The 12,089-nt window shown below is 67.8% G+C and carries 9 protein-coding genes; 3 read left to right on the plus strand and 6 right to left on the minus strand.

Annotated elements, in window-relative coordinates:
• The first annotated feature begins 10 nt into the window (after window positions 1-10).
• Window positions 11-1,672 (plus strand): VRR-NUC domain-containing protein, encoded by a 1,662-nt coding sequence (locus tag BGI51_RS13285; RefSeq protein ID WP_187978631.1) that lies wholly within the window; start codon window positions 11-13, stop codon window positions 1,670-1,672.
• Window positions 1,669-3,942, plus strand: coding sequence for an ATP-dependent DNA helicase (locus BGI51_RS13290; RefSeq protein WP_187978632.1), 2,274 nt, complete (start codon window positions 1,669-1,671; stop codon window positions 3,940-3,942). Before BGI51_RS13285 ends, BGI51_RS13290 begins: the two co-directional genes overlap by 4 nt.
• 316 nt (window positions 3,943-4,258) lie before the next feature.
• Here the strand turns inward: BGI51_RS13290 and BGI51_RS13295 are convergent, their stop codons facing one another.
• On the minus strand, window positions 4,259-4,642 hold the full coding sequence (locus tag BGI51_RS13295; protein ID WP_133859922.1) for a glyoxalase superfamily protein: 384 nt from the start codon (window positions 4,640-4,642) through the stop codon (window positions 4,259-4,261).
• A gap of 229 nt (window positions 4,643-4,871) precedes the next feature.
• Here BGI51_RS13295 and BGI51_RS13300 point away from each other — a divergent pair, with 229 nt between their 5' ends.
• On the plus strand, window positions 4,872-6,506 hold the full coding sequence (locus BGI51_RS13300) for a glucan biosynthesis protein D (protein ID WP_187978633.1): 1,635 nt from the start codon (window positions 4,872-4,874) through the stop codon (window positions 6,504-6,506).
• A gap of 90 nt (window positions 6,507-6,596) precedes the next feature.
• Here the strand turns inward: BGI51_RS13300 and BGI51_RS13305 are convergent, their stop codons facing one another.
• The 5 genes from BGI51_RS13305 to BGI51_RS13325 all read right to left on the minus strand — a co-directional run bounded on the left by BGI51_RS13305 (window position 6,597) and on the right by BGI51_RS13325 (window position 11,791).
• Complete coding sequence (locus tag BGI51_RS13305; RefSeq protein ID WP_187978634.1) at window positions 6,597-7,331, minus strand: GGDEF domain-containing protein; 735 nt, start codon at window positions 7,329-7,331, stop codon at window positions 6,597-6,599.
• Window positions 7,328-7,717 (minus strand): DUF1987 domain-containing protein, encoded by a 390-nt coding sequence (locus BGI51_RS13310; RefSeq protein WP_133859919.1) that lies wholly within the window; start codon window positions 7,715-7,717, stop codon window positions 7,328-7,330. The genes BGI51_RS13305 and BGI51_RS13310 overlap by 4 nt, the downstream gene beginning before the upstream one ends.
• A gap of 19 nt (window positions 7,718-7,736) precedes the next feature.
• On the minus strand, window positions 7,737-8,300 hold the full coding sequence (locus BGI51_RS13315; RefSeq protein WP_187978635.1) for a SiaB family protein kinase: 564 nt from the start codon (window positions 8,298-8,300) through the stop codon (window positions 7,737-7,739).
• 5 nt (window positions 8,301-8,305) lie between these two features.
• The gene (locus BGI51_RS13320; protein WP_187978636.1) at window positions 8,306-9,532 is read right to left on the minus strand and encodes a SpoIIE family protein phosphatase; all 1,227 of its coding nucleotides are present in this window, start codon (window positions 9,530-9,532) and stop codon (window positions 8,306-8,308) included.
• A 114-nt stretch (window positions 9,533-9,646) separates the two neighbouring features.
• Complete coding sequence (locus BGI51_RS13325) at window positions 9,647-11,791, minus strand: polysaccharide biosynthesis tyrosine autokinase (RefSeq protein ID WP_187978637.1); 2,145 nt, start codon at window positions 11,789-11,791, stop codon at window positions 9,647-9,649.
• Window positions 11,792-12,089: the final 298 nt, after the last annotated feature.

Genomic DNA, 12,089 nt, shown 5'->3' on the forward strand with positions numbered 1-12,089 from the left:
TCCGTTTCGCATGAAAGCTCCGCTCGAAGATCCCTTCTACTATCTGCACAACTTCCAGCGGGTACTGGACTGGGTCGCCCTGCGCTATCCCGACCTGCTCGACGACCGCGAGCAGGCCTTCATCGCCGCCTTCGCCGACCTGCCGCAGCCTTCGCGGGCCCTGCTGGTGCGCCTGGTGATGCGCAAGGGCGAGGTGTTCCGCGCCAGCAAGCTGGTCTATGGCGAGATCGGCTGCCCCCGCGCCGCGGCGACCCCCCTGGTGGGGCTCGGCTGGCTGCTGGCCGATCCGGAATTGCACCTGATCGAACTCTTCGCCCTGCTGCGCAAGGAAGAACTGCTCGGCTGTTTCGGCGCCCGCCTGCCCAAGGCCGGCCGCAAGGAAGACTGGCTGGCGCGCCTGGAAGCCGAACAGGCCACGCCCCTGGCCTTCAGCGGCTGGGCCGGCACCGTGCCCGAGCTGGTGGAGGAGGGCGTCTGGCGGCTGACGCTGATGGATCTCTGCGATCGCCTGCGTCTGCTGTTCTTTGGCAACCTGCACCAGGACTGGACTGACTTCGTGCTGGCCGACCTGGGAATCTTCCAATACGAGACGGTGGCCTTCAGCGCCGAATCCCGCGCCTTCGGTCAGCGCCAGGAGGTGGATGCCTATCTGCACATCCAGCGCTGCCGGCAGGCGCTGCGCGACGGGCTGCCGGCCGCCGAGCTGCTGCCGTTGCTGCCCGCCGAGCGCTTCGCCAACACCTGGCTGGAGTTGCGTCGCGGCAAGCTGCTCCACGAACTGGCGCAGCACCACGAACGCCTCGGCGAACTGGCCCAGGCGCAGGCGCTCTACGCCGCCTCGGCGCATCCCGAATCGCGCATCCGCGCCCTGCGCATGCTCGAACGGCTGGAGGACTGGTCCGCCGCCCAGGCACTGGCGGAAGCCATCGTCGCCGCGCCGGCCCATGACGCCGAACGCCAGCAGGTGGCGCGCATCCTGCCGCGGCTGGTGCGCAAGCAGGGTGGGCCGCCCAACAGGCGCCGCCCGGCCAGTCCGGTGGAGCGGCTCGATTTCGAACTGGTCAACGACGGCCTGCGCCGGGTCGAGTGGCTGGTGCGCGAGCACCTGGGCCGCGACGAGGCGCCGGTGCACTATGTGGAAAACACCCTGCTCACCAGCCTGTTCGGGCTGCTGTGCTGGGACGCCATCTTCCTCGCCATCCCCGGCGCCTTCTTCCACCCCTATCAGCGCGAGCCCGCCGATCTGCGCCTGCCGGGCTTTCGCGAGCGACGGGCCGAGGCCTTCGCCGCCTGCCTGGCGCGGCTGGACGACGGCTCCTATCCAGCGGTGATCCGCGAACGCTTCGCCAGCAAGCGCGGCCTGGCCTCGCCCTTCGTCGCCTGGGGCATCCTCGGCAGCGAACTGCTCGACCAGGCCCTGGCCTGCCTGCCGGCGCGACACCTGCGGCTGTGCTTCGAACGGCTGCTGGAGGATCCGGAAAACAATCGTACCGGCTTGCCCGACCTGATCCAGTTCTGGCCGGCGGACGGCCGCTACCGGATGATCGAGGTCAAGGGCCCCGGCGACCGCCTGCAGGACAACCAGCGCCGCTGGCTGGACTTCTTCGCCGCCCATGACATCCCGGTCAGCGTCTGCCACGTGCAGTGGCAGGTGGCCGCGACCTCCGCATGAGCTATCGCATCGCCGTTCGCGCCCTCTGCGAATTCACCGCCAAGGCCGGCGACCTGGATCTCAGGTTCACCCCGTCGCCCACCGCCCTGGAAGGCATCGAAGGCCACCAGCGGGTGGCGGCGCGGCGCGGTCCCGGCTATGAGTGCGAGGTCAGCCTGCAGGGCGATTTCGAGGATCTGCAGGTGCGTGGTCGCGCCGACGGCTTCGATGCCGCTGCCAATCGCCTGGAGGAGATCAAGACCCACAGGGGCAGCCTGGAACGCCAGCCGGGCAACCATCGCCACCTGCACTGGGCCCAGGCCAAGGTCTATGGGCATCTGCTCTGCCAGAGCCGCGCGCTGGCGGAGCTGACCCTGGCGCTGGTCTATTTCGATATCGGCACGGGCGCCGAGACCGTCTTCACCGAGCAGTGGACGGCCGCGGACCTGGCCGCGCATTTCGAGCTGCAGTGTTCGCACTTTCTCGCCTGGGCGCGCCAGGAACTGGCCCATCGCGCCGCGCGCGATACGGCGCTGGCGACCCTGGCCTTTCCCCATCCCGACTTTCGCCACGGCCAGCGGCTCCTGGCGGAGGCCGTCTACAAGGCCGCCAGCGTCGGCTGCTGCCTGCTGGCCCAGGCGCCCACCGGCATCGGCAAGACGGTGGGCACCCTGTTCCCGCTGCTCAAGGCCATGCCGCGGCAGAACCTGGACCGGCTGTTCTTCCTGGCCGCCAAGACCCCTGGCCGCGCCCTGGCCCTGCACGGTCTCGATACCCTGGACGCGCCGGTGCGGGTGCTGGAGCTGGTGGCGCGGGACAAGGCCTGCGAGCACCCGGAGCTGGCCTGCCATGGCGAGTCCTGTCCGCTGGCCCGTGGCTTCTATGACCGGCTGCCGGCCGCGCGCACCGCGGCCCTGGCCGAACCCACGCAACTGACCCGGGCACGGGTGCGGGAGACGGCCCTGGCCCATCAGGTCTGCCCCTACTACCTGGCCCAGGAACTGGCGCGCTGGAGCGACGTGGTGGTGGGCGACTACAACTACTATTTCGACGGCAGCGCCATGCTCCATGCCCTGGCCCAGACCCAGGAGTGGCGGGTCGGGGTGCTGGTGGACGAAGCCCACAACCTGCTCGACCGCGCCCGTGGCATGTACAGCGCCAGTCTCGACCAGCGTCGCCTGGCGGCGGGCAAGGCGGTGGCGCCGCCGGCCATCGCCAAGGGCCTGCAGACGCTCAATCGCGAATGGAATCGCCTGCACAAGGAACAGCAGGTCGACTACCAGGTGCAGGCGGAATTGCCCGCTGCCTTCCTGACCGCCCTGCAACGGGTGGTGGGTCTGCTCACCGAGCATTTCGGCGAATCCGGGCAGCCACCGGCGCCGGAGCTGCAGACGCTGTTCTTCGACCTGCTGCAGTTCATGCGCCTGGGCGAGACCTTTGGCGATCACTCGCTGTTCGACGTCACCCTGCTCAAGGGCCGCGGCAAGGCGCAGTCGCAACTCAATCTGCGCAACCTGGTGCCGGCGCCCTTCGTCGGTCCGCGGCTGGCGGCGGCGCACAGCTGCACCCTGTTCTCGGCCACCCTGATTCCCCAGCATTTTCACCGCGACCTGCTCGGGGTCCCGGCCGGCAGTGCCTGGGTCGATGTCGCCTCGCCCTTCGCCGCCGAGCAGCTGGAGGTGCGCCTGGTGCGGCTCTCCACCCGCTACGCCGACCGCGCCGCCTCCCGCGCACCCATCGCCGCCCTGATCGCCAGTCGCTATCGCCAGCGACCAGGCAACTACCTGGCCTTCTTCAGCAGCTTCGACTACCTCGACCAGGTGGCCGAGGCCCTCGCCGAACTGGCGCCCGACGTGCCCCAGTGGCGCCAGTTCCGCGGCATGGACGAGGCCGCCCGCCAGGCCTTTCTCGAGCGTTTCCAGGCCGACGGCCGCGGCATCGGCTTCGCCGTGCTCGGTGGCAGCTTTGGCGAGGGTATCGACCTGCCCGGCGACCGCCTGATCGGCGCCTTCGTCGCCACCCTGGGCCTGCCCCAGCTCAATCCGGTCAACGAACAGCTGCGCCAGCGCCTGCAGCGGCGCTTCGGCGACGGCTATCGCTACGCCTACCTCTATCCGGGCCTGCAAAAGGTCATCCAGGCCGCCGGCCGGGTGATCCGCACCGTGCAGGACCGCGGCTGCCTCTACCTCATTGATGACCGATTCACCCAGCCCGAGGTCAGGGCGCTGCTGCCGACCTGGTGGCAGGTGGAGGAGGGCGCGGTGCCCACGGGCGAACCTGCGCCCGCTTGAAGGCTACCGTGGTCATGGCCGCCCGCCGATGCAACTGATCCTATGGCACTCCGGTGTTTTGTTGATCGCGGCCATGGGCCGCTCCTACGATTACATCGAGCCTGTAGGAGCAACTGCCTTAGCCGTTATAGGGGTGCACCAGTTGTAGAGCCGTAGCGTGGAAAACGGCGCAGCCTTTTCCACTGGGGACTTCGTGGCGAGGGCGCCCCACCCCAACCCTCTCCCGAGGGGAGAGGGAGCCATCCACGCAGGCGGTCATCTCCATCATCGAGCCTGTAGGAGCGGCCCATGGCCGCGATCACCGTACAGCCGTCGCTTAGGCCTCCGGCGTCTCCTCGCAAAACCTCAATCTGTTGCCAAAGGGATCGGCGATCTCCATCACCAGGCCCCAGGGCAAGGCCTCGATGCCCGGGCGGGCGAAGCCATAGTTCCTGGCCAGCAACTCGGCCTGGAAGGCGCGGATGCCGGTCATTCGGACGAAGACCGTCGAGCCCGGGCAGGCGTCGCCGTGGTGACCGGACAGGTGGAGGCGCAGGCCGGCGCGCTCGACTTCGGCGTAGAGCGGCAATCCCGGCTCGAAGCGATGCTCCCAGACCAGGCGGAAACCCAGGAAGTGGCAGTAGAATTCACGCGCCTTTTCGTCATCGAAGATGCGCAGGATGGGGCTGGGTTGCCCGAAGGTGATGGCGGCATTGGCCATGAGCGGTCTCCAGGGGCGCGAGAGGAATGTCGATGATGCCCATTCCACCGCGTCCGGCAACCCGAAGTGTGATCCGGAAAGCTTTGGTAACCGCTCTGGCAGGCCAGAGCGTGCGCTAGGCGGCAGTTCACCGGTGCGATGGCGAACCTATCCGGGTATCGTGCATTCTTTTCCTTTCTGGCGGTTCGGCTGGACCGAATCTTTCATCCTTTGTGACCAAGGTTGATCCATGCAGCGTAGACACCTGCTCAAAGCGTCCCTGGCCCTGGCGGCCTACACCGGCATTCCCTCCACCGGGCTGTTCGCCCTCCAGGCCTTTGCCAATCCGGCCAATGGCGATGGCCAGGCCTTCGATTTCGACTGGCTCAAGCAGCACGCCAAGGAGCTGGCCGGCCAGGCCTACCAGCCCACCGCCCAGAAACTGCCCGACACCCTGGCGAACATGACGCCCCAGCAGTTCAATGCCATCGGCTACGATGCCCAGCATTCGCTCTGGCACGACCTCAAGGGCCAGCTGGACATACAGTTCTTCCATGTCGGCATGGGCTTCAAGACGCCGGTACGGATGTATTCGGTGGACCCCAAGACCAACGAGGCCAAGGAAGTCCACTTCCGCCCCGAGTTGTTCAACTACAACGACAGCGGCGTCGACAAGAGCCAGCTCAAGGGCGACCTGGGCTTTGCCGGCTTCAAGCTGTTCAAGGCGCCGCACCTGGCCCAGTACGACATCGTCTCCTTCCTCGGCGCCAGCTACTTCCGCGCCGTGGACAAGACCCGCCAGTACGGCCTCTCGGCCCGCGGCCTGGCCATCGACACCTATGCCGATCGGCCCGAGGAATTCCCCGACTTCACCAAGTTCTGGTTCGTCACCCCGAACAAGAACAGCACCCGTTTCGTGGTCTATGCGCTGCTGGATTCGCCCAGCGCCACCGGGGCCTATCGCTTCGACATCGACTGCCTGAACGACCGGGTGGTGATGGACGTGGACGCCAACGTCAACGCCCGCCGCGACATCAAGCAACTGGGCATCGCGCCCATGACCAGCATGTTCGGCTGCGGCACCCACGAGCGCCAGACCTGCAATACCTACCATCCGCAGATCCACGACTCCGACCGCCTGGCCATGTGGAAGGGCAACGGCGAGTGGATCTGCCGCCCGCTGAACAATCCGCCCAAGCTGCAGTTCAACGCCTTCAAGGACGACAGTCCCAAGGGCTTCGGCCTGGTGCAGACCGATCACGAATTCGAGAGCTACCAGGACGTCATGGTCCGCTACGATCGCCGGCCGAGTCTGTGGGTCGAGCCCACCTCCGCCTGGGGCGAGGGTGCCATCCAGCTGCTGGAGATCCCCACCACCGGCGAGACCCTGGACAACATCGTGGCCTTCTGGGCGCCGGCCGAAACCATCACCGCCGGCAAGTCGCTGCACTATGGCTACAAGCTGCACTGGAGTGCGCTGCCGCCGGTAAGCACGCCGCTGGCGCGGGTCAATGCCACCCGCTCCGGGATCGGCGGCTTCCCCGAGGGCTGGGCGCCCGGTGAGCACTGGCCCAAGGTCTGGGCACGGCGCTTCGCCATCGATTTCAACGGCGGCGGCCTGTCTTTCCTGCCCGAGGGTACCGGCATCGAGCCGGTGGTGACCGTCACCGACGGCAAGGTGCAGGATTTCCACGTGCTCAAGATCGACGAGATCGGCGGCTACCGGGTGATCTTCGACTGGTACCCCACCAGCGACAAGGCCGATCCGGTGCAGATGCGCGCCTTCATCCGCACCCAGGACCGCGCCCTGAGCGAAACCTGGCTGTACCAGTACTTCCCGCCGGCCGCTGACCAGCGCCGTTATCCGGACTGGAAGCAGTCCTAAGCGACGGCTGGGAAAAGCCGCTGTGCCTCTCCGGCACAGCGGCTTTTTTATGCCCGGAGCAAGGGCGCAAAGCCTGACAGGTCGCGGTGATCAGTCGGCCAGTACCACCTGGTTGCGCCCTGCGCGCTTGGCCCGGTAGAGGGCCGCATCGGCCAGGCCGTAGGCGAGCTCGAAGTCGGTGCCCGGCTGGTTGATGCTGAGGCCGAAGCTGGCCGTCACCGGCGCCGTGCCGGTCGTCTCCCGGGCGATGCGCAGGCGCAGGCATTCGGTCATGGCCAGGGCCTCGTCCCGTGCCAGGGTCGGCAGCAGCACGGTGAATTCCTCGCCGCCCACCCGACCGACGATGGCCGGCGCCTGGACCAGCTCCTGCAGGCAGCGGGCGATGGCCTGGATCACTCGATCGCCGGCGGGATGGCCGAAGTCGTCGTTGATGCGTTTGAAGTGATCGATGTCCAGCACGATCATGGCGCCGCCCCGCTGTCGCAGCGCCTGGCCGGCCTGGTCGATCACCGCGCCGCGATTGAGCATCCCGGTGAGGGCGTCGTGGGTGGCGCGGTATTCCAGCTGCTGGCTGAGGGTCTGCAACTGCTGGTTAAGGGCGTTCATCTCGCGTTCGGCGCGATCGCTGCGGGCAATCAGCCGGCGGGTCTCGCGCATCAGGCGTTCGAAATGCAGCGTCAGGTCGCCCAGGGCGGCGCGGTAGCGTTCGGCATCGGCGTCGTCGGCCACATAGAGGGCGCGCGCCGCCTGCAGCACCCCGGCTTCCTGCTCGAACAGGTCGGGACCCGCTTCAACCGGGCTGCAGCGCCTGACGCTGGCGGTCATGCCGGTAGCTCGGGATGCTCGACGAACGTCAGCGCCTGGAAGTCCAGTCGCAGCTCTTCGCCGAATTCCTGGATGGTCTCGTCCTCGGCATCGTAGTACCAGTGCAACTCCACCTGGTTGCCGGCCTGGGCCGCCTGGTCCAGGGCGTCGAACAGGGTGAACAGCATCTTGGTGCTGGAGCTGTTGAAGTAGGCCAGGGCTACGTGCACCCGGATGTTGGCGTCCTGGCACTGGTCGAGATAGGCCCGCAGCGACTCGATCACCGGCAGGTAGAAGGCCGCGGCGTTTTCCGGAAAGGATTCGCCCTTAAGCCAGAGCTCCGCCTCGGCGAAACGGAAGTCCACTTCCGGAGAGGTGGCGGTGGGCGCGATGAACACGGTGTCCATACGAGGTCGGAGTCCCATGTCAGATGATGGCTTTCAGGCAGAACAGGGTGGTGCCCGGCGTCTGCGTGGAGGGATGGAAGGCGAATTCCAGGGGTGCGCTGGCATCGCGCGCCATGGTCAGGAAGCCGAGGCCGGCGCCCTTGCTGTCGGCCGGGGTCTCGGCGCGCAGGGATTCGCGATAGGCCTGCTTGATCTGCTCCAGGGACATGCTGCACAGCGGCTCGAGCCGTGCGCGCAGGGCGTCGACCTTGTCGCTGACGATGGGGTTGGCACAGAGCATCTGGTAGTTGCCGTCCTGGCGGGTGATACAGACCGAACCCTGACCCAGCTTGGCGTCCGCCAGGGCGTCCGGGGGCAGGGCATCGGCGGAATAGTGCAGGACGTTCTGTGACAATTCGATGAACGAGGAGAACAGCTTGCGCCGGGTGGCGCTGCTGATCCCTTCGAATTCCAGTTGCAGCTTCACCACCTCGGCCATGGCGGCGACGATGCCATGGGAGAAATAGCCGCGGTGATAGAAGATCACGTGCTGCTGCTGGGCAATTTCGAGAAAGGCGCCGTTCGTGGGAAAGGAAGCGGTCATGTCGGTCAGGCCACGCGGATGCAGAGAAAGGTGAGGTCATCGCGACGCAGTTCGTCGCCCTGCCAGCGGGCGAGGTCCGCGCTGAGCTGTGCACAGAAGGCCGCGGTGGGCGCCGTGCGCGACTCGCTCAGCCGGGCCAGGGCGCGGCGCTTGCCGAAGGAGGTGCGCCGCGGACCGCCGATCTGGTCGATCAGGCCATCGGTGGTGGCGAACAGCAGGCTGCCCGGTTGCAGCGGCAGGGTGGTGGCCGGCCAGCACTGGTCGAGCGGGCTGTCGGCGTAGCCGATGCCCAGGCGCAGCGGCGCCAGGGTCAGGACCTCCGCGGCGTCGGGTGCCAGGAGGTGGAGGGGCATGCGGGCGCCGGCGTAGGTCAGGCTGTGGCTGTGTCTATCCACCCAGAAACAGGCCAGGTCCAGGCCGTCGTTGGATTCGGAGATGCCGCCGGACTGTCCCAGCATCGCCTTGACGCTGCCGTTGATCGCCGCCAGCAGCGCCGAGGGATCGCGCGGTCCCAGCTGTTGCAGGGCCTGGGTCAGGGACGCCGAGGCGATCAGGGTCATGAAGGCGCCGGGCACGCCGTGGCCGGTGCAGTCGGCGATGGCGCCGAACCAGCCGTCCTCGTGCTGGGCGAAGTGATAGAAGTCGCCGCCGACCACGTCGCGCGGCTGCCAGACCAGGGTGGCGTCCTGCTCCATCACCGCCAGGGCCTCGCGCGAGCTGCGCAGCATGGCGCGCTGAATGACGCTGGCATACTCGATGCTGTGCATGATCTGGCGATTCTTCTCGGCCTGCAGGTCCGCGACCATGCGCATCAGCTGCACACCCAGGCCGAGTCCGACGAAGCGACCCTCGCGGGTGACGATGAAGCCGTCGGCCAGGGCCTTTTCGCCCACCTCGACGGTGCGCCGGGTCAGCTCCTCGATGGACAGGGCGGCGTCCACCACCAGCGGCTCCTTGTCCATGAAGGCGATGCAGCTCTTGCGATCGTAGACTTCGCGGTGATACGGCTTGCTCATCTGCGAGAGAAAGATGTCGCGGTTGATCAGCCCGATCGGCCGGTCGTGCTCGATCACCGCGAGACTGGTGATCTCGCGGCGCTCGTTGAACAGCTCCATGACCATGGCGTTGGTGTGCTCGGCCTCGACCGCGGGCCACTGGGTGCAGAGGTCGAGGGCGCAGCCCTGGCTGGGACGGGAAGAGGTACGCGAGGAGGACAGGGGAGCGGACGACATCGATACGAATCCGTTCTCGGAAGGTCGATGCAGCCTAGGGGCTCCGTATTGAGCTTTGATGACAGAAGCTGGCCAGGCGCCAGCACGGAGTGGCGCCCGGTCAGGGGGATGGCGTCAGCCGGTCAGGATGCCCAGGGCGGCGCGGGTGAAGGGCGGGGGTGGCACGGCGTTGAGCACCGCACCCTGCAGCTGCAGACCGCTGTGGGCGAACTGGCGCTGGGTCGCCTCGATTTCCTTGGCCGTGTTGCAACCGTAGCGCGACACCAGCAGGCAGGTGCCAGCCTGGGCGGCCAGCAGCACGGCATCGGTCACCGCCAGCACCGGCGGGGTGTCGAGGATGACCAGCTCGTAGTCCTGCTGCAGACCGCGCAGCAGTTCGGTACAGCGCGCACTCATCAGCAATTCGGCCGGATTCGGCGGGCGGATGCCCCCCACCAGACAGTCCAGGCCGGGTATCGCCGAGGGCTGGATCGCCTGCTCGGGCGTCGCCAGTCCCGCCAGCACCTCGGCGAGGCCCGGGCGGCGGGCCAGCTGCAGGCGCCGGTGCAGGCGCCCGCGCCGCAGGTCGGCATCCACCAGCAGCACCCGCATTCCGCCTTCGGCCAATACCCGCGCCAGTTGCACGGCCACCGACGACTTGCCGGCGGCAGGGCTGGCACTGGTGATCAGCAGCAGATCGTTGCGCGCCTCGGTGCGGGCGAAGGCCAGGCTGGTCCGCAGGATCCGCAGGGCTTCCTGGTAGCCGCTGTCGAGCGAGGTCTGCAGTGGCCCGCCGACCTGGCGACTCGGCGCCAGCGGCAGTTGCGCCAGCACCGGCAGGCCGAGGTCTTCCAGGCCCTCGGCGTCTTCGATGCCGCGCTCGAGACTGGCGCGCAGATAGACCCAGGCGGCGCCGGCCAGGCAGCCGAAGAGCAGGGCGCTGAGGATCAGCAGGGGCTTCTTGGGATAGACCGGGGCGATCTGGGTGTAGGCGCTGTCGATGATGCGCACATCGCTCACCGTGCCGGCGCGCACCACCGACAATTCCTGGATGCGCTTGCTGATCAGTGCATAGACCTTGTCCGCCGCCTCCACGTCGCGCTGCAGGCGCAGCACCTCCTGCTGGGTCTGCGGCAACTTGGCCAGGCGCTGCTGCAGGGCCTGACGCTCGCCGTTGAGCACCTGGCGGCGCGCCAGCAGGCCCTGGTAGAGCGGATGGGTGGGAGTGAAGCGCAGGGCCAGGCCCAGGCGCTCCATTTCCAGGGCCGATAGCTGGGCGTCGAGCTCCACCGCCTGGCTCAGCAGGCTGCGTCCCTCCGCGCCGATGGCGATGGAGCCCCGTTGCCGCTGGTAGCGGTCCAGGGCCTGGCGACCTGCAGTCAGGCGCTGGTTCACCTGCGGCAGTTCCTGGCGCAGGAAGGCCAGCTGCTGGGTGGATTCATCGGCGTTGCGGGTCACGTCCTGGCGCACATAGGCCTCGGTGATGCCGCGCAGGATGCGTTGCGCCCTGAGCGGATCGGTGTCCTGCAGCTGGATCGAGAGGATGCCCGAGCGCTTGCCGCGCTCGCTGACCATGAGCCGTTCCTGCAGCGCCTGGATGGTCACGCCACGACGCTGCTTGACCAGGATGAATTCGGTGCCCGGATAGGCGTGCAGCTGGGCGATGTCCAGGCGCAGCTCGCCGGCGCTGGCCGGCTCGCCCAGCCGACCCTCCAGCAGCCGCTTGCCCTGGGCATCGCTCAGCAGGAAGCGATCCGGGGCCTCGGCGGTGAGGGTGAGTGGCTGGCCATAGAGGGCATCGGGCACGCTCAGGCTGGCGATGGTCAGCTGCTCGCCGCCCCAGCCGAACTGCTTGAGGCCGAACAGCGGCGGGGCGACGGCCCCACCGGCTCGCTCGTGACGCCGGGCCAGCCAGTCGCCCAGCAGCGGCAGGCGCCGCGGGGTGACGCTCAGGTCCAGGCCCTCGGCGTCCACGACCTCGCCGACCACCCGCCGCGAGGTGAGCAGCTGCATTTCGGTGACGGCTTCCGGCGGTGGCATGGGCCGGCCATTGTCGGATTCGTCCAGACGCACGATGCCGCGCTGGTATTCGATCTGCACCGTCGCCACCGCCTGATAGCGCGGCGCGGCCAGCTGGGTATAGGCCACGCCCAGCAGGGTGCAGAGGGCAATGCAGACGAGCAGGCTGCGGCGATGGCGCCAGAGGGCGGCGCAGTAGCGGGCGAAGCCGATGTCCGCCGCCTGGGTGGCAGCGGGTAGCGAGTGATGCGACTGGTCCATGCAGGAGCGGGCCTTGGGCAGGTACGGAGGAGGACAGCCGTCGCGGCCGCGCGCTGTCGAGGAGACACCGCGCGGCGAACCGGGGGCGAAATCGTCACGCCAGGCAGGGCACAGCTTGGAACACCAGGCGCTGGATCAGGGATCCGCACCTTGTCGGCTGGAGTGCTGCGTCGACTCTAAGCGAAAGCAAAAGCCAAAAATGTGACACTCCATGCAGAACGTGACAGATGCCCGCTTGGCAGTCTCAAGGTGCTAAGGCAGTCTTCTTCGCGACCTGTCGTGTCTCCGGACGACAAGC

The sequence above is a fragment of the Pseudomonas oryzihabitans genome (assembly GCF_014522265.1).
Lineage (GTDB): Bacteria > Pseudomonadota > Gammaproteobacteria > Pseudomonadales > Pseudomonadaceae > Chryseomonas > Chryseomonas aestiva.